The 18,091-nt window shown below is 65.9% G+C and carries 15 protein-coding genes; 8 read left to right on the top strand and 7 right to left on the bottom strand.

Annotated elements, in window-relative coordinates; translation table 11 throughout:
* Positions 1-47: 47 nt before the first annotated feature.
* The 3 genes from ACM0PY_RS17940 to mtgA form a co-directional block, all read right to left on the bottom strand.
* A complete protein-coding gene (locus ACM0PY_RS17940) occupies positions 48-479 on the bottom strand; it encodes a CBS domain-containing protein (protein WP_005418405.1) in 432 nt (143 codons plus the stop codon).
* Complete coding sequence (locus tag ACM0PY_RS17935; protein WP_005418406.1) at positions 439-1,458, bottom strand: glycosyltransferase family 2 protein; 1,020 nt, start codon at positions 1,456-1,458, stop codon at positions 439-441. Before ACM0PY_RS17935 ends, ACM0PY_RS17940 begins: the two co-directional genes overlap by 41 nt.
* A 61-nt stretch (positions 1,459-1,519) precedes the next feature.
* Positions 1,520-2,269 (bottom strand): monofunctional biosynthetic peptidoglycan transglycosylase, encoded by a 750-nt coding sequence (gene mtgA / locus ACM0PY_RS17930; protein ID WP_005418407.1) that lies wholly within the window; start codon positions 2,267-2,269, stop codon positions 1,520-1,522.
* Between the two features lie 77 nt (positions 2,270-2,346).
* Here mtgA and hslO point away from each other — a divergent pair, with 77 nt between their 5' ends.
* From hslO to ACM0PY_RS17915, 3 genes are all read left to right on the top strand, one after another.
* Complete coding sequence (gene hslO / locus ACM0PY_RS17925) at positions 2,347-3,240, top strand: Hsp33 family molecular chaperone HslO (RefSeq protein ID WP_049412229.1); 894 nt, start codon at positions 2,347-2,349, stop codon at positions 3,238-3,240.
* 116 nt (positions 3,241-3,356) lie between these two features.
* Entirely contained in the window at positions 3,357-4,205 is an 849-nt protein-coding gene (locus ACM0PY_RS17920; RefSeq protein WP_061478882.1) for an XOO1806 family protein, read from the top strand.
* 374 nt (positions 4,206-4,579) lie between these two features.
* Positions 4,580-7,462: a TonB-dependent receptor domain-containing protein gene (locus ACM0PY_RS17915; RefSeq protein ID WP_111129172.1), complete on the top strand. Its 2,883-nt coding sequence runs from the start codon at positions 4,580-4,582 to the stop codon at positions 7,460-7,462.
* A 141-nt stretch (positions 7,463-7,603) separates the two neighbouring features.
* On the opposite strand, the gene ACM0PY_RS17910 is transcribed toward ACM0PY_RS17915, so the two are convergent.
* Positions 7,604-8,206 carry a TetR/AcrR family transcriptional regulator gene (locus ACM0PY_RS17910; protein ID WP_005418411.1) on the bottom strand — a complete coding sequence of 201 codons (603 nt, stop codon included), beginning with the start codon at positions 8,204-8,206 and terminating at the stop codon, positions 7,604-7,606.
* A 153-nt stretch (positions 8,207-8,359) separates the two neighbouring features.
* Here ACM0PY_RS17910 and ACM0PY_RS17905 point away from each other — a divergent pair, with 153 nt between their 5' ends.
* The 3 genes from ACM0PY_RS17905 to ACM0PY_RS17895 all read left to right on the top strand — a co-directional run bounded on the left by ACM0PY_RS17905 (position 8,360) and on the right by ACM0PY_RS17895 (position 12,295).
* Positions 8,360-9,277 (top strand): alpha/beta fold hydrolase, encoded by a 918-nt coding sequence (locus tag ACM0PY_RS17905; protein WP_180884185.1) that lies wholly within the window; start codon positions 8,360-8,362, stop codon positions 9,275-9,277.
* Positions 9,274-11,751, top strand: a complete 2,478-nt coding sequence (locus tag ACM0PY_RS17900) for an acyl-CoA dehydrogenase (RefSeq protein WP_111200766.1) — start codon at positions 9,274-9,276, stop codon at positions 11,749-11,751. Before ACM0PY_RS17905 ends, ACM0PY_RS17900 begins: the two co-directional genes overlap by 4 nt.
* 76 nt (positions 11,752-11,827) lie before the next feature.
* A complete protein-coding gene (locus ACM0PY_RS17895; protein WP_134970306.1) occupies positions 11,828-12,295 on the top strand; it encodes a hotdog fold domain-containing protein in 468 nt (155 codons plus the stop codon).
* 499 nt (positions 12,296-12,794) lie between these two features.
* On the opposite strand, the gene ACM0PY_RS17890 is transcribed toward ACM0PY_RS17895, so the two are convergent.
* Together ACM0PY_RS17890 and ACM0PY_RS17885 are read right to left on the bottom strand one after the other, a co-directional pair.
* Positions 12,795-13,145, bottom strand: a complete 351-nt coding sequence (locus ACM0PY_RS17890; RefSeq protein WP_180884183.1) for a DUF1304 domain-containing protein — start codon at positions 13,143-13,145, stop codon at positions 12,795-12,797.
* 42 nt (positions 13,146-13,187) lie between these two features.
* The gene (locus ACM0PY_RS17885) at positions 13,188-14,516 is read right to left on the bottom strand and encodes an NTP/NDP exchange transporter (RefSeq protein WP_180884181.1); all 1,329 of its coding nucleotides are present in this window, start codon (positions 14,514-14,516) and stop codon (positions 13,188-13,190) included.
* Between the two features lie 285 nt (positions 14,517-14,801).
* On the opposite strand from ACM0PY_RS17885, the gene ACM0PY_RS17880 reads away from it, so the two are divergent.
* Positions 14,802-16,202: a serine hydrolase domain-containing protein gene (locus ACM0PY_RS17880; RefSeq protein WP_005418422.1), complete on the top strand. Its 1,401-nt coding sequence runs from the start codon at positions 14,802-14,804 to the stop codon at positions 16,200-16,202.
* 93 nt (positions 16,203-16,295) lie between these two features.
* Here the strand turns inward: ACM0PY_RS17880 and ACM0PY_RS17875 are convergent, their stop codons facing one another.
* Entirely contained in the window at positions 16,296-17,054 is a 759-nt protein-coding gene (locus ACM0PY_RS17875; protein WP_072168558.1) for an SDR family NAD(P)-dependent oxidoreductase, read from the bottom strand.
* A 114-nt stretch (positions 17,055-17,168) separates the two neighbouring features.
* Between ACM0PY_RS17875 and ACM0PY_RS17870 the strand changes: the two genes are divergently transcribed.
* On the top strand, positions 17,169-18,083 hold the full coding sequence (locus tag ACM0PY_RS17870) for a LysR family transcriptional regulator (RefSeq protein ID WP_180884180.1): 915 nt from the start codon (positions 17,169-17,171) through the stop codon (positions 18,081-18,083).
* Positions 18,084-18,091 lie beyond the last annotated feature (8 nt).

Genomic DNA, 18,091 nt, shown 5'->3' with positions numbered 1-18,091 from the left:
AGCTTCCAAAAGGGGGCGGGGGGGCCCCAGGCCCGCCAGCGACACCCTCACCCGGCAACGATGTACTGCTGCAGTTGATCCAGCTCCCGCCGCTGCGCATCGATCACCGACTTCACCAGGTCGCCGATGGAGATCACCCCCAGCACCTGCGCGCCCTCCACGACCGGCAGATGGCGGATGCGATAATCGGTCACCAACTGCAGGCAATGCTCCACCTGCTCGCCCGGCGACACCGTCACCACCTGCGACGTCATGATCTCTGCCACCGCCGTATCGCGCGAAGAGCGATCACGCAACACGATCTTGCGCGCGTAATCACGCTCGGACAGGATTCCCACCAGCCGCGGGCCGTCCATCACCAGCACCGCACCGATGCCCTTTTCCGCCATCAACCGGATCGCATCGATCACCGCCGCATCCGGCGCGACCGCATGTACTTCAGGAGACTTGCCGTCCAACAGTTGCCGTACCGTGGTCATCTGCCTGCCCTCCCAGGGTGGGTTGCGGGACCGAGTCTGCCACGGACGATGCTAGCCAGGCGTCAACCAGGTACAACGGCCGCTGCTTGGACTCCTCGTACAGCCGCCCCAGGTACTCGCCGATCAGGCCAAGCGCGATCAGCTGCACGCCGCCCAGGAACAGGATCACCGCCATCATCGTCGGCCAGCCCGCCACCCGGTCGCCATACAGCGCCGCCTTCACGATCACCCACAGGCCGAACACGAAAGCGACGGCCGCGGTTGCCAGCCCGAGGTAGGTCGCCGCCCGCAACGGCACGGTCGAGAACCCGGTGATGCCTTCGAGGGCGAAATTCCACAGCCGCCACAGGCTGAACTTGCTGCTGCCGGCCACACGCGCGTGGCGGTGGTAGGGCACGGCGATCCGCTTGAATCCCACCCAGCTGAAAAGTCCCTTCATGAAGCGGTGGCGCTCGCGCATCCCGCGCAGGGCGTTCAGCGCGCGCGGTGACAGCAGGCGGAAGTCCCCGGTATCGGCCGGAATCGGTGTCCGCGACAGGCGGCCCATCACTCGATAGAACATCGCTGCCGTGGCCCGCTTGATCCAGGCCTCGCCATCGCGGGCCATGCGCGTGCCGTAGACGTTGTCATGCCCTTCGCGCCAGCGCGCGACGAATTGCGGCACCAGCTCCGGCGGGTCCTGGCCGTCGGCATCGAGGATCATCGCCGCACCCTCGTGCACCAGATCCAGGCCGGCGGTCAGCGCCGCTTCCTTGCCGAAGTTGCGCGACAGCTTCAGCGCCGATACGCGTGCATCGGCCTGGGCCAGCCCGGCGATCACGTCCCAGGTGCGGTCATGGCTGCCGTCGTCCACATAGAGGATGTGACCGTCGATGTCGGGCATGCCGTCGAGCACCGCGCACAGCCGTGGATGCAGCAGCGGCAGTGCCAGGGCCTCGTTGTAGGCGGCGATGACGAAGGTAAGCCGTTCGCGGGTCATGGCCGGATTGTACGTTGCCGGCACGTGCCCGGCCCGTCGCCTGCCAATTGCAGCGCCGGGCTCAGTCCTCCGACAGATAGGACGCACCACCCAGCTGGCGCGCCTGGCGTTGGATCCACGCGGCCCGCCGCTGCACATACGGCCCAGGCTTTGCCGCGTTGTAGCGACGCGGTGCCGGCAACACCGCGGCCAGGCGCGCGCTCTCGGCCGGACTCAGCCGGGCCGCGTCCTTGCCCCAGAATTTCTGCGCTGCCGCTTGCGCGCCATACACACCATCACCGAATTCGGCAATGTTGGCGTACATCTCCAGGATCCGCTCCTTTGGCCACAGCGCCTCGATCAGCACCGTGTACCAGACTTCCAGGCCCTTGCGGATCCAGCTGCGGCCCTGCCACAGGAACAGGTTCTTGGCCACCTGCTGGCTGATCGTGCTGGCGCCGCGCAGGCGCCCGCCCCTGGCGTTGTGGTCGCGCGCCTTTTCGATGGCCTGCAGGTCGAAGCCGTTGTGGTCGGGGAAGCGCTGGTCCTCGGCCGCCACCAGCGAGATCGGCAGGCTCGGTGCCATCTGGTCGAGGTCGCGCCACTGGTAATGCAGCCGATAGGACCAGTCGGCCTCGCCCAGCGCCTCGCCATAGCGCCACAGCATCACCATGGACACCGGCGGGTCGATGAACCGCAGCACCAGCACCTGCAGACAGCTGAAGGCGGCCAGCAGCACCGGCAGCCACAGCAGCCGCTTCCAGCGCCAGCGCCGCCGGCGCGGCGCGGCGACCACGGCCTCTACCTTGTGCTGCTCTCCCGCTGCCCCCATTACTGGTGCATCCTTCTTCTGTTTGGTTGTCGGCGCATTATCCGGCAACCGCCCCCGTTTACGCGCGATGTGAGCCGATGACCGCCAACCCCGATTCCCTGATCCGTTTCCTGCTCCCCGACGCCGGCGTGCGTGGCGTGCATGTGCACCTGCAGGCCACCTGGCAGGAAATCCTGTCCCATGCCGCCTACCCGGACGCCGCTGCCGAACTGCTTGGCGAGGCCTGCGTCGCCTCGGCGCTGTTCACCGGCCACACCAAGATCGACGGGCGCCTGTCGGTGCAGCTGCGCAGCAGCACCGCGCTGCGCACCCTGTTCGCCGAATGCACCGCCGCCGGCACCCTGCGCGGTATCGCCCAGCTCAGCGAGGGTGGCGACGCACCGCGTGACCTGTCCCGCCTCGGTGATGACGCAATCCTCGCCATCACCATCGAGAACCCCGGCCTGGACCCGCGCGAGCCGCAGCGCTACCAGAGCCTGGTCGCGCTGACTGCGCCGGAACTGGACGAGGCCTTCGAGGACTACTTCCGCCAGTCGGAGCAGCTGCCGACCCGCCTGCTGCTGGCGGCCGACCGCAACGGTGCCGCCGGCCTGCTGCTGCAGAAGCTGCCGGGCGACGAAGGCGACGAGGATGGCTGGGCCCGCGCCAGCGCCCTGTTCGAAACCCTGGGCAAGGCCGAACTGCTGGCGACCCCGGCCGAGCAGCTGCTGCACCGCCTGTTCCACGAGGAGCGGCCGGAACTGCTGGGCGACAAGCCGCTGTCCTTCGCCTGCTCCTGCTCGCGCGAGCGGGTGGCTGGCATGCTGCAGTCATTGGGCGAGGACGAAGCCCGCGCGGCCGCCGAAGCCACCGGCGCCGTCGAGGTGCGTTGCGAATTCTGCGGGCGTGAGTATCACTTTCCATTGACGGAGTTCGGCATACTGTTCCACGGCGCCCAGGGGGCTGTAGCGGCGCCTGAACGACTTCAGTAAACGGCAGTCTTGTACCTGGGGAGGATCAAGGCTTGTTAAGAATTCATAAACACCCTAGGATCGAGTTCCCGTCCCCACGGGAACTTCCGTTGTCCGTCCCTGTCTGAACTGGTCCGATGCGTACCTTCCTGCGTCTACCGCTGGCCCTGCTGATCGCCCTTGGCGCGATCACGGGCGTGCATGCGCAGAGCAAGGACACCCGCACCGTGTTGCCGGTATGGAACAAGGGCAGCGGCAAGGTCGAGGCGCTGCTGTACCTGGAGCCGACCGGCGAACAGGCAGCCGGCGCCCGCTGGCATTTCGGCCGCAATTCGCTGGACGCGGCCTTTGGCCTGTCCTCCGGCGATTCGCTGGGCCTGCTCTGCAACAGCAGCAGCGGCACCAGCATCAGCGGCCTGGCCAGCCATTGCATGCTGGCCAGCCTGGGCGACGAGGATGATCTGAACAGCCGTCGTTTCAGTGGTACCGCCGCGTTGAACCGGGGCAACAGCCGCTTGGGCATCACCGCCGGCACCGGCCGTGAAACCCTGCCCGCCTGGTTGTCGGGCCCGAACAAGACGCCCTCGCTGCGCGCCGAGCAGAACGATCTGACCGTGTTCGCGCAGAAGAACATTGGCCGCGAAGGCTTCGTCTCCATCGCCGGTACCTACGCCAAGGCACGCCTGGTACCGCTGGCCGACGCTTCGCCGGCCATCGTCGATCGCTGGGACAGCAAGAGCCTGAGCATCGGTGCCGGTTACGGCAACTTCACCGGCAGCATCATCGGCCGCGTGGTTGACGTGCCGGGCAAGCCCGGCAAGTTCGAAGGCCTGGGCATCGGCCTGACCTGGCGTACCCCGTGGTCCGGCCAGCTGACCGTCGGCGCCGAGAACGTGATCAGCCGCGGCAAGAATCCGTTCTCCCCGCGCAACGAAAGCAACGACGACGGCACCGTGCCGTACGTGCGTTACGAACAGGATCTCTGATCCCCTCAGTCAGGTTCAGCAACGATATTCCCGAAGGCGCCGAGAGGCGCCTTTTTGCATCTGCGTGCCAGCCTCGCACTCGCATGACCGGTATCGACCGCAGAGCGTATCGACATATTGGGATACATATCAGTCGAAACTTTTTTCATCATTCTGCGTTAACAAACGAGGCAGATCAGCATGACCATACCAGCAACCCGTTGATTGGGCTGGAAAAAGCGTTTTTTTACCAAAATCACAGACTTCATTAACACAGCTTTAATTCTTGGCGAACGCCCGTTACTATCGGGTCAGCCTCGCGATTTGGGAGCGCTTTTTCGCTCCCCCGCCGGGCACTAACCCCAGCCAAGATTTCTTGGAGAGAGAGAGAGCCAATGAAACTCAAGTCCAGCCAGCTGCGTGACGCAGTTGTGATCGCGCTTGTCGCCGGTGCCACCACCGCGACGGCCCACGCCCAGGAAGCGACCAACCTCGACCGCATCGAGGTCACCGGTTCGCGCATCCGTCAGGTCGATACCGAAACCGCCCAGCCGGTGTTGAGCCTGAGCCGCGCCACCATCGAAAAGAGCGGCTTCAAGACGGTTGCTGACGTGCTGCAGAACATTTCTGCCGCCGGCAGCCCGGCCATCAGCCGTTCCGAACCGCTGTCCTCTGGTGAAATGGTCGGCGGCTACTACATCGACCTGCGCAACCTGGGTGCACAGCGCACCCTGATCCTGGTCGACGGCAAGCGCCTCGGCGCCAGCGTCAGCGGTTATCAGGACGTGTCGCAGATCCCGTCGGCGATCGTCGAGCGCATCGACGTGCTGAAGGACGGTGCTTCCTCGGTGTACGGTTCCGATGCCATGGCCGGCGTGATCAACATCATCACCCGCAAGAATTTCGAAGGCCTGGAAGTCAACGCCTACACCGGGCAGTACAGTGAAGGCGACGGCCAAAAGCAGAGCGCCGATTTCGTTGCCGGCTTCACCGGCGATCGCGGCTCGATCACCATCGGTGCCGAGTACTCCAACGAAAAGGCGGTGTGGGCAAAGGACCGCTGGTTCTCCGAATCGTCGCGCACCAATCGCCATCCGACCGCCGGCTGGACCTCGGTCAGCCAGTGGGGCTCGGTGTTCGACCCGACCGATCCGGACGCACCGTCGCTCACCCTCAATCGCGGCGGCAATCCTTACAACGCGGCGGACTTCCACGAAACCGACCTGACCCCGATCACCGGTGACGTAAGCAACTCCAACCAGCAGATGCAGCTGCTGACCCCGACAAAGCGTCGCAGCGTGTTCGCCAACCTGCAGTACGACCTTACCGACAATGTCCGTTTCAGCGGTGACCTGCTGTACACCCGCCGCGAATCGGAAGCGCAGGTGGCCGGTTACCCGCTGCAGTCCGAAGCCTACGCCAACCTCGGTTCCATCTGGTCGGCCAACAGCTACTACAACCCGTTCGGCCAGGATATGGCGTATGTCCGCCGTGGCTGGGAAGTGCCGCGCGTTTCCAACAACAAGCTGACGACGTTCCGCTTCAGCGGCGCGCTGCAGGGCTCGTTCCAGTTCAATGACAAGTACTTCGACTGGGAAGCCGGCTACCTCTACCAGAACTCCGAAAACAACCAGAGCCAGACCGGCAACTACAACGTCCTGGCTGCCAACGCCGCCACCGGGGCCTCGTTCTACAACCCGGCAACCGGCCGCGTGGAGTGCGGAACCGCAGCGGGCCTGGCTGCGGGCACCAACCCGGCCTACGGCCCCGGCGCCGGTGGCTGCATCCCGTGGAACCCGGCCATTCCGTTCGGCCGCACCGGTGATGGCGGCTTGACCGGCAATCCGGACCTGCAGCAGTTCCTGTTCCCGACGACGCACAACGTCGGCGAAACCACGATGACGTCCTACTACGCCAACATTGCGGGTAGCATCCTGACCCTGCCGGCAGGCGACCTGGGCTTCGCACTGGGTTACGAGTACCGCGAGGAGAAGGGCAACTTCAATCCGGACGCGCTGTCGCAGTCGGGTTACTCCACCGACCTGGCGGCTGGCCCGACCGGTGGCAAGTACGACGTCAATGAAGTGTACCTGGAGCTGAACGTACCGATCCTGGCCGACCTGCCCGGTGCCAAGGAACTGAGCCTGAGCGCAGCCACCCGCTTCTCCGACTTCAGCACCTTCGGCAACACGACCAACAGCAAGTTCGGCCTGAAGTGGCGCCCGATCGATCAGCTGCTGGTTCGTGCGACCTACTCCGAAGGCTTCCGCGCGCCGACCATCGCCGACCTGTACGGCGGCAGCTCGCAGTCCTTCGAGTACTTCACCGATCCGTGCGATACCTCGTTCGGTCTGGCCGCAACCGATGCCGCGACGGCCCAGCGATGCGCTGCCGCCCTGGGTGCCCTGGCCCCGAACTTCCGCCAGCTGAAGCAGGGTTACGTCCCGGCTGAAGGCCCGGATGAGCAGAGCCCGGTGCCGTTCACCTCCGGCTCCAATCCGAACCTGACTCCGGAAACGTCCAAGTCCAAGACCGTTGGCCTGGTCTGGAGCCCGACCTTCGCCCCGGGCCTGAACCTGAGCCTGGACTGGTTCAACATCAAGATCGAGAACACGATCGTTTCCGATACCCCGACGGATCAGCTGAACGACTGCTACGTTCTGGGCATTGCTGAGCGCTGCAGCACCTTCACCCGTGACGCCACGCTCGGCTACGTCAACAACCTGACCTACGGCAGCCGCAATGCCGGCTTCATCGAAACCGAAGGCTTCGACTTCGATGCAAGCTACCGCTATGCGACCGACACCTGGGGCAGCTTCAACTTCAACCTGCAGAACACCTACGTCACCAAGAACGTTCTGAAGACGGCCAATGATGACTCCCCGGTGCAGATCTACAATGGCTTCGGCAGCAACTTCCGCCTGCGTTCGAACCTGACCGTTGGCTGGGAATTCGGCGACTTCGGCATCACCTGGGGCACCCGCTACTTCTCCAGCGTGAAGGAGCGTTGCTACTACGCCACCGAGTGCTCGCTGCCTGACTACGGCTCGCCGGATCCGGCTCGCAACCAGGCGCAGAACAAGCGCGGCGCCACCACCTTCCACGACGTCCAGTTCTCCTGGAACGCGCCGTGGAATGCGACCATCGCGGTCGGTGCACGCAATGTGTTCGACCACTACGGCCCGCAGATGTACTCGGCGCCGAACTCGCAGTACTCCTACTACGGCGGCTACGACATCGGTCGCCTGATCTACATGCAGTACAAGCAGAAGTTCTGATCGGGAACCTGATCAGCTGATGCAGCAACGGCCCCGAAAGGGGCCGTTGTTCTTTGTGCGCCATGGACGGGCGCTGGCCAGCGCACAACAAAAAAGGCCGCAGCATCGCTGCGGCCTTCCTTCGAGATCATGTCCGGGCGCTCATCCGTTCGGAATCAGCGTCTCGATCAGATGCTCGACGTACGCTTCGAAATCCTCGCGCGCCTGCTTGGGCTGCTGCAGCTGCAGCGACAACTGCAGGAAGCCGACATAAGCGGCGTACGCAAGGCGTGCGCGATGACGCGCATCGGTCGAGCTGAGGCCGGCCTGGCGGAACGAGGCGACCAGATAGTCGAGGCGACGCTGCGAGACCCGGTCGATCACCGGCCGCACCATCGGATGATCCAGTGCCTTCAGCAGCTCGCTGTAGATGATGTGCGGCTGCACTTCATGCGCCACCATCTGGAACAGCTGGCGCAGGCGCACGCGCGGATCCGGTACGTCTTCCAGGCTGCCGAACACCTGTTCCTGTTCGAACAGTTCCCAGCGTTCCAGCGCCGCCTGCAGCAATGCATCGCGTGAAGGGAAATGCCAGTAGAAACTGCCCTTGGTAACGCCGAGCCGCCGTGCCAGCGGTTCTACCGCGACGGCGCCGACACCTTGTTCAGCAATCAGATCGAGGGCCGCCTGGGCCCAGTCTTCGGCACTCAGGCGGCTGTTGCGGCCGGCGCGCGGTTCGCCGGCGGAAGCGTCAGGTTGATTCATGGACTGATTTAACCATACGCCGGGGTTCGTTGCAGTACGCGGTTGCGGTCGAAACCGTCGCAGGCCCGTCGGAAGGGTCCCTCCACGCGCGTTCTGCAACGCACCATACCGTGCAGTATTGACTTCCCCTCGAAGCTCTCCATACTAGCAAGTATGGTTATGTCCCCCACTCCCGCTGCGTTCCATGACCTGCGCCTGGACGCCGCCCATGGCGCCCGCCTGGCGGTGACCGCCAGCGAGCATGGCCGGCGCGGCCGGGTCCTGTTCGCCCATGGCTTCGGCCAAACCCGCCACGCCTGGAATGCCACTGCCCGCGCACTGAACGCGGCCGGCCTGCAGACGCTGGCCTACGACGCCCGCGGCCATGGCGATTCCGACTGGAATGCCGCCGACCTGCCCTACCACGGCGAACAGTTCGCCGATGACCTGATCGTGCTGGCCGGCGAACAGCCGCGCCCGCCGGTGCTGGTCGCAGCCTCGATGGGCGGCCTGTTTGGCCTGCTGGCCGAATCGCGCTGGCCGGGCCTGTTCTCGGCGATGGTGCTGGTGGACATCACCCCGCGCTGGGATACCGCCGGTGTTGAACGCATCCTGGCCTTCATGACCGCCCATCCCGACGGCTTCGCCTCGCTCACCCAGGCCGCCGACGTGATCTCGGCCTACATGCCGCACCGCCCGCGCAAATCCGAGCAGTCGCTGCGCGCCCTGCTGCGCGAGGACGGCCATGGCCGCTGGCGCTGGCACTGGGATCCGCGACTGGTGGCCGAACTGGCCCGCGACAGCGAGCAGCACCAGGATGCACTGGTCGAGGCCGCGCGGCAGGTGAAGTGCCCGCTGCTGCTGGTCAGCGGCGGCCGCAGCGACCTGGTCACGCCGCAGACCGTGGCCGAATTCCTGGCGTTGGCGCCGCACGCGCGCCATGTACAGCTGCCGCAGGCCACGCACATGGTCGCCGGCGATGACAACGACGCCTTTACCGCTACTGTGTTGGACTATCTGGACGTGTTGCCCGCAGCAGACGCTGCGGCTTCGTCCGCCACAAACGAGCACGTCACCGGAGCACGCTCATGAGCATCGTTCTTCCCTTCCTCGCCCTGCTGCTGGCAGGCGCGTTCGTCGCCTACCACCGCATGCGGCTGGTTACCTGGACGCTGATCAGCGTGGCCCTGCTGGCCGCCTGCTGGTTCATTCCCTACGTCAACCAGACCGCCACGATCGTCGCGGCCGCCGTGCTTGCCGTCATCGCCGTGCCGCTGCTGCTGCCGTTCATCCGCAAGCCGCTGCTGACCGGCCCGATGATGAAGGTGTTCCGCAAGGTGCTGCCGCCGCTGTCGCAGACCGAGCGCATCGCGCTGGAAACCGGCTCGGTCGGCTTCGAGGGCGAACTGTTCACCGGTGATCCGGACTGGAACATCCTGCTCAACTATCCCAAGCCGCAGCTGACCGCCGAAGAACAGGCCTTCCTCGATGGCCCGGTGGAAGAGCTGTGCACCATGGTCAACGACTGGGAAATCACCCACGTCCATGCCGACCTGCCGCCAGAGCTGTGGGCCTTCATCAAGAAGAACAAGTTCTTCGGCATGATCATCCCGAAGGAATACGGCGGCCTGGGCTTCTCCGCACTGGCCCACCACAAGGTGATCCAGAAGCTGGCCTCGGTGTCTTCGGTGGTCAGCTCCACCGTCGGCGTGCCGAACTCGCTGGGCCCGGGTGAACTGCTGGTGCATTACGGCACCCAGGAACAGAAGGACCAGTATCTGCCGCGCCTGGCCGATGGTCGCGAGGTGCCCTGCTTCGGCCTGACCGGTCCGTTCGCCGGTTCCGACGCCACCTCCATTCCGGACTACGGCATCGTCTGCAAGGGCGAGTGGAACGGCGAGCAGGTGCTCGGCGTCAAGCTGACCTTCGACAAGCGCTACATCACCCTGGCTCCGGTCGCTTCGCTGATCGGCCTGGCCTTCCGCATGTACGACCCGGATGGTCTGATGGGCGACACCCGCGACATCGGCATCACCCTGGGCCTGCTGCCGCGCGACACCGCCGGCGTCGAGATCGGCCGTCGCCATTTCCCGTTGAACTCGACGTTCCAGAACGGCCCGATCCGCGGCAAGGACGTGTTCATTCCGCTGACCCAGCTGATCGGCGGCGCAGCCATGGCCGGCAAGGGCTGGAACATGCTCAACGAGTGCCTGGCCGTGGGCCGCTCGATCACCCTGCCGTCCACCGCCAGCGGCGGTGCCAAGGCCGGTGCCGCCGTGACCGGCGCCTATGCGCGCATCCGCAAGCAGTTCGGCCTGTCGGTCGGCCGCTTCGAAGGCGTGGAAGAAGCGCTGGCCCGCATCGGCGGCAAGGCCTACAAGATCAGCGCGCTGTCACAGGCTACCGCCGCGGCGGTCGATCGTGGTGACGTGCCGTCGGTGCCGTCGGCGATCGCCAAGTACCACTGCACCACCATGAGCCGCGAAGTGATCTCGGACATGATGGACGTGATCGGCGGCAAGGGCATCATCCTGGGGCCGCGCAACTTCGCCGGCCGCAGCTGGCAGGCCGCGCCGATCGCGATCACCGTGGAAGGCGCCAACATCATGACCCGCAGCCTGCTGATCTTCGGCCAGGGTGCGATCCTCTGCCACCCGTGGGTGCTCAAGGAAATGAAGGCCGCGCAGGATCCGGATACCCGTGCCGGCCTGCAGGAGTTCGACCGCAGCCTGTTCGGCCACATCCGCTTCGGCATCTCCAATGCCGTGCGTTCGTTCTGGTTCGGCCTGACCGGCGCGCGCTTCGGCGCCGCCCCGGGCGACGCCTACACCCGCCGCTACTTCCGCAAGCTGGACCGTTACTCGGCCAACCTGGCGCTGATGGCCGACATCTCGATGATGACCCTGGGCGGCAAGCTGAAGTTCAAGGAATCGCTGTCCGGCCGCCTGGGCGACGTGCTGAGCCATGTCTACATGACCAGCGCCATGCTCAAGCGCTACCACGACGAAGGTGCACCGCAGGCCGACCAGCCGCTGCTGGCCTGGGCCTTCCATGACAGCGTGCACAAGATCGAAGAGTCGCTGTCGGCCGCGCTGCGCAACTTCCCGATCCGTCCGATCGGCTGGCTGATGTGGGCGCTCATCTTCCCGTTGGGCCGTCGTGCCGAGGCTCCGGGTGATCGCCTGAGCCGCCGCGTCGCCGCCCTGCTGATGGCGCCGAATGAAGCCCGCGACCGTCTCGCCAATGGCGTGTTCCTGACCCCGTGCGAGAACAACCCCGGTGGCCGCATCAACAGTTACCTGAGCAAGGCGATCATGGCCGAGCCGGTGGAGCGCAAGTTCCTCAAGGCGCTGAAGAGCAAGGGCATCGAGGCGCTGGACTTCAAGGCGCAGCTGGACGAAGCCGTGGCCGAGGGCGTGATCACCCAGGACGAGCGCAGCCTGCTGGAAGAGCTGCGCACGCTGACCCTGGACACCATCACCGTGGACGACTTCGACACCCACGAACTGCGCGCGGCCAGCTACTACGACCGCCAGCACAAGGATCCGCATTCGCAGGCGGCCTGATCGCCCGCGACACGCGTTGCCTTCGACGGCGGGCCTCGGCCCGCCGTCGCGTTATCCGCCGACCGGAATACCCCTCATGTCCACGCCCCTGCTCTCGCTTTACCAACGCCTGCAGCGCTGGCCCGCTGGCGCCTGGCTGTTCTCGCGCGCGGTGTGCCTCAAGGCCCCCTACTTCGCCAGCATCGCGCCACGCATCACCCGCCTGGAACACGGCCACTGCGAAGGCACGCTGGCCGACCGCCGCAGGGTACGCAACCACATCGGCACGGTGCACGCGATCGCGATGTGCAACCTGGCCGAACTGACCGCCGGGTTGATGGTCGACGCATCGCTGCCGAAGGGCATGCGCTGGATCCCGAAGGGGATGCAGGTGCAGTACCTGGCCAAGGCGCGTGGCACGCTGCAGGCGGTGGCGCTGCCGGCACAGCCGATTGTGGTCGCGGCCGAGGGCTATGCGCTGCCGGTGACGGTCAGCGTGCGCGACCGTGCAGGGACGGAGGTGTTCAGCGCGGTCATCGACATGTGGATGTCGCCGGCGAAGTAGTGTTCCGGCGAACGGCGCAGCCCCTCGTGGATGGACGCGGGATGCGGTTTATCGGTTGGGCCGGAGGGGCGGGGCCGGGCGGGGACGCCGCAAGTACGTCCCTGTAGGCTTAGCCGCGCCATCCATGGCGCGGATACCCCGCCCGGCCCCACCCCTCCGGCCTCGGACAGATCTTTGCGGCGTCCACCCACGCAAGAGAAAAAAGAAGAGCAGAAGCAGAAGCGGCCCAATGGCCGCTTTTCTCATGCGCACAGAACCCAACGAGCGCAGCGACCCGCTGTTGCTCTTGATCTTCTTTTTTCTTCTCCGTGGGCTGGCCGCGCACGGAACCTGTCTGAGGCCGGGCGGGTTGGGTTCGCGGGGGTGTCCGCGGCATGGATGCCGCGGCCAAGCCTACACGGACGTACTTGCGGCGTCCCCCGCGAACCCAACCCGCCCGGCCACCCCCATGACAAGCTCTACGCGACCACCCCACGAGGGGCTGCGCCGTTGGCTGGAATCACACCATCGCGCGAAGAACCAACGCCAGGATCGCAGGCACCGCCTGGATCATGAAAATGCGGCGGCTCACGCTGTAGGCGCCATAGCACCCGGCCACCACCACGCAGGCCAGCGAGAACGTCACCAGCACCGGCTGATTGATCACCAGCCCCACCACGATGCCCGCCGCCAGGAAGCCGTTGTACAGGCCCTGGTTGGCCGCCAGCACGCGCGTGATCTCTGCCTTCTCCGGCGTGTTGCGGAAGGTCTTCAGGCCCAGCGGGCGGGTCCACAGGAACATCTCAAGCGCCAGGAAATAGACGTGCAGCAGTGCGACCAGCAAGGTCAGGGCGAGTGCGATCCAGTACATGGGCGGTTCCTTGGACAGGGATGGGGGTCGGAGCCCGGGAAATCATCGGTCGCGCGGCAGCTTCTTTTCTTCGCGCAGCACGCCAAACGCAGCCAGGGTCATGCACGCGGCCACCAGCATGCCGCCGATGAACACTACGTGCGAGCCGAACAATGACAGGCCCTTGTGCACCCAGGCAAAGCTCAGGTCCGCACCGCGGTAGACCACGGTGTCGATCGCTGCGCCGGCCTTGTAGCGCCACTGCCGGTCCACGCGCGTGTAGATTGTCTCGCGCGCCGGCTTGGCCAGTGCGAATTCGCTGGCCCGGGTCATCACCTGCACTACCGCGACCATCAGCGGCATCGGCGAGGCCGCCAGCACCGAAAAGCCGATCAGGATCGCGAAACCGGGAATCAGCAGCGCCGGGGCGATTCCGTGCCGGGACAGCAACCAGCGGGTCAGGCCCAGCTGCATCAACAGCGCCAGCGCATTCACTGCCAAGTCGATGCGCGAGAAAAACGCGGTGCTGGCTGCGGGGTCAGTGAACGCCGCACGCACGATCGCAGCCTGCTCGTTGTAGAGCAGCGTCCCCACGCCCACCCCGAACACCACCATGATCGCCAGCCAGCGCAGCAGCGGCTCGCGCACGATCAACTTCAGGCCGTCCAGCACACTGCCGCCCATCGGCTGCTCGCCGGACACCAGCTGCTGCTCGCGTTCGCGCAGCACCGCCCAGTGCCGCAGCCGCCAGATGCACAACAGGCACACGACCAGGAAAGCTGCGGAGACCAGCATCAGGTTGGCGATGCCCACGCTCTGCACCAGCGCACTGGTGATGATCGGACCAAGGAAGGCACCGACGGTGCCCGCCGCGCCAATGTATCCATAGAAGGCCCGGGCCTGCACATTGGAGAACACATCGGCCATGAAGCTCCAGAACACCGCCACCGCGAACAGGTTGAAGACGGTGATCCAGAAGAAGAAGGCCATGCCGCGGCCAGGCACGCCGCTGTCGAACATCATGTAGAAGCCCAGCAGGGTCACGATGAAGAACCCATACACCGCCGGCAGGAACACCCGTCGCGGGAAGCGGCTGACCAGCCAGCCGTACACCGGCTGCAGCACCAGCATGATCACGAACACGCAGGAGAACAGGAACTGCAGCACGAAGTCCTTCAACGCAATGCCGTGGCTGGCGAACCAGGCGATCAGCACGGGGGGGAACACCGTTTCCAGGTCTGCCGAGGCGGCCATGGCCTCACGCACCGGGCGCAGCACGTAGTAGCCGCTGAGCAGGCAGAAGAAGTACAGGAACGACCACCACAGCGCCGGCGACTCGCGCAGTGCCGACGCCAGGCCCTGCAGCGGCCCCTTCTTCCGTACCGCACTCACGCGGTGTCCCTCGCCTGAAGACGGCGGTTGGACAGCGGCATGGCAGGCTCCGGGGCGATGAAACGCGTACGTTAGCCAATGCACCGCAACATCGCCAGCGCGACGCGCCTTCCTGCGGGCGGATCGGCGCCGCTGATCGGCCCCGGATGACACGTTCCGATACATGCTTTCAGCACCTCAAATTCCAAATTTTTCAACGAGATGCGCATTCATCTTCGCTTTGTTTGTGCACAAGGGAAAAGCGGCGCTAGAATCGCCATCAGCAGTCGCGCACGGGTCCAACCGATGAAAAAGAACAGCCTGCGTCGCCCGATCCGTTCGGCGGCCACCGGTTTGCTGGGCATGCTGATGCCCGTTGCCTTGTCCACCACCGCGCAGACACCGCCGGCATTGCCGCCGATGCCGACCAACATCGAATCCGCTGCCGGTCCCACTGTCGCCCACACCCAGCCGGCGGCCTACCGCACCGGCTTGGTGCCGCGCGTGCAGGCCCCGGCGCCCGGCTTCAACGTCGCCAACATCGAATCGATGGCGCAGCAGCTCACCTATGGCGAACGCGTGCCGGGCATGGCCGTGGCGATCGTGCAGGGCGGTCGTATCCTCAGCGCGCGCGGCTATGGCGTCACCGACGTCAACAATCCGCTGCCGGTCGATGCGCACACCGTGTTCCGCCTGGCCTCGCTGTCCAAGGCCTTCGCCGGCACCATGGCCGGCCTGCTGGTCAACGACGGCACGCTGCGCTGGGACAGCAAGGTCACCGACTACGTGCCGGGCTTCCGCCTGAACTCGCCGGAAGCCACTGATCGCCTGACCGTGGCCGACGTGCTCAGCCATCGCGTCGGCCTGCCGTACAACGCCTACGACCGCGACATCGAGGGCAACGCCGAGTACTACGCGCTGACCCAGAAACTGGCCAACACCAGCCTGAAGTGCCTGCCGGGCGACTGCTATGCCTACCAGAACGTGGCCTTCAGCCTGATCGGCGATGTCGTCTACGCGGCCTCCGGCAGTTTCTACGAGCAGTCGGTCGAGCGCCGCATCTTCAAGCCGCTGGGCATGAACGATGCCAGCCTCGGCCTGGCCGGCATCCAGGCCAGCTCGCGCTGGGCGCGTCCTCACGTGCGCAGCCGCAACGGCTGGGTCTCGCTGACGCCGAAGCCGACCTACTACCGGGTCGCCCCAGCGGCCGGCGTCAATGCCAGCGCCAGCGACATGGCGCAGTGGCTGCTCGCCCACACCGGCCACCGCCCCGACGTGCTGCCGGCACCGCTGCTGGCCACCCTGCATTCGAGCCTGATCAGCACCCCCGGCGAGATGCGTTCGGGCTGGCGCCGCGAGCGCCTGCACTCGGCCGGCTACGCCCTGGGCTGGCGCACCTTCGACTACGCCGGCCACGACGTGGTGTTCCATGCCGGTGCCGTGCAGGGCTATCGCGGCCTGGTCGCGCTGGTGCCGGAACGCGATCTGGGCATCGCCATCATGTGGAATGGAGAAAGCAGCCTGCCCAGCGGCCTCCTGCCGACCGTGCTCGACTCCGCGCTCGGCCTGCCGGCGCAGCGCTGGCTGGACGTGGACACCGACTTCGGCAGCGACAACCTGATGGCCGAGGGCGCCAGCCCGGCGCAGCAGGACAAGCGCAAGGGCAAGGGCGCCTCGGGCAATCGTGCGGTGGCGTCGCCGCGTTGATCAGGCGGGCTCGATCGTGTGTGCGAAGGGCGGCCTGCGGGTCGCCCTTTTTGTTGGCTCGACTCTACAGATGCAAAGAGCAGTTCCGCGGCGCTAATGCGCGAAGTAGTGCATGCCGCCGTCCACCGGAATCACCGCACCGGTGATGTAGCCGGCCAGCGGCGAGGATAGGAACGCCACCAGTGGCGCCACTTCCTCGGGTTCACCGAAGCGTCCGATCGGGATGTTGCTGGCGATGAACGCACGCCGGCTTTCCTCGGTGGGATGCAGGCGTTCCAGGATCTGCGCGCTGTTGATGCGCCCCGGTGCAATCGCATTCACCGTAATGCCCTGCCCGGCCACCTCCGACGACAGCCCCTTGCTCCACAGATGCAGCGCCGCCTTCGCCGCAGTGGCCGCGTTCACCGCACGCGGTTCCATCGAACCGCTGAAGTTGATCACCCGCCCCCATGCCTGCGCCTGCATGCCAGGCAACAGCGCCTGGGTCATCCGCCGCGCGGCGGAAAAGTTCAGGGCGATCGCTTCCTCCCAGACATCATCATCGGCATCGACGGTGGTCGGTCGGGAGCCCCCTGCGGCGTTGACCAGGATGTCGACGCGTTGCAATGCGTCCCGGGATGCCTGCGCGATGTACCGGACGTCACCGGCCACGGTGACATCGCCGGCCACGATGACCGGTGCCACGCCGCCTTCGGCTTCGATCCGCGCCGCCAGCGCCTGCAGGGGTGCCCGCTGCCGTGACGTGATGGCAACGCGCACGCCCTGGGCCGCCAGCTGCCTGGCGACGGCGGCACCGATGCCGCTGGCCGCGCCCGTCACCAAGGCGGTACGGCCTGCAAGATTCAAGTCCATGGTGTTCTCCTGTCCGCATGGCCGGCCAATCCAGCCCTTGCACGACATGCTGTTTGATCACCCCTGATTGATAAACTCCGCGCAGGTTTCAGCATTCAACACCCGGGGTGTCAGATGAACCTGCTGGAAAGCATGCGGGTCTACGTGCTGATCGTGGACAAGGGCAGCCTCAGTGCGGCAGCTGCGGCGATGGACATCTCCGCGACGATGGCCGGCAAGCATCTGCGTGCATTGGAAGCACGGCTGGGCATGCAGCTGTTGAGCCGAACCACCCGGCGCCAGCACACGACCCCGTTCGGCCAGGATTACTACACGCGCTGCCGGGAGATCCTGCGCCTGGTGGACGAAACCGATGCGCAGGCGCAGCACCAGCACCTGGCACCGGCGGGCACGCTGCGCATCAGTGCACCAGTGATCTTCGGTACGCATGCACTGGTACCGGCACTGGCCGAGTACATGGCGCGCCATCCGGATGTCCGGGTCGAAGCGACGCTGACCGATCGCGTGGTCGACCTTGCCGAAGAGGGCTTCGAAGCGGCGCTGCGGATCGGCACGCTGGCCGACAGCAGCGTGCTGGTGGCACGAGCCCTGGCCCCTTATCGCCTGATGATGTGCGCCTCGCCCGCGTATCTGGCCAGGCATGGCACGCCACACAGCGTGCATGCACTTGCCGGCCATCAATGCCTGTCGTTCGAACCGAGTGCACTTGCGCAGTGGCTGCAGGACGACGCTGGCGAGCTCGACCACGTGCCCGACGGCCGACTGCAGATCAACAATGGCGAAGCGCTGCGTTCGGCGGCGCTGCATGGCCTGGGCATCGTCCTGCAGTCGACGCTGCTGCTGGCAGCCGATGTCGAGGCTGGACGACTTGTGCAGCTGCTGCCAGGGCACGGCCAGGCCGGTCGGCCGATGCACGTGGTCCATGCGCACGACCGTTACCACTCCACCCGCCTGCGCAGCTTCCTCGACTTCCTGGTGGAACGATTCCCGCCGGTAGTCACCCCACCAGGCGATCGAAGCCGCCCATAAAAAAACCC

Origin of the sequence: Stenotrophomonas sp. BR163 (genome assembly GCF_047520985.2) — a bacterium.
Taxonomy (GTDB): Bacteria; Pseudomonadota; Gammaproteobacteria; order Xanthomonadales; family Xanthomonadaceae; genus Stenotrophomonas; species Stenotrophomonas sepilia.
This window is presented reverse-complemented; position numbering and strand designations above follow the sequence as displayed.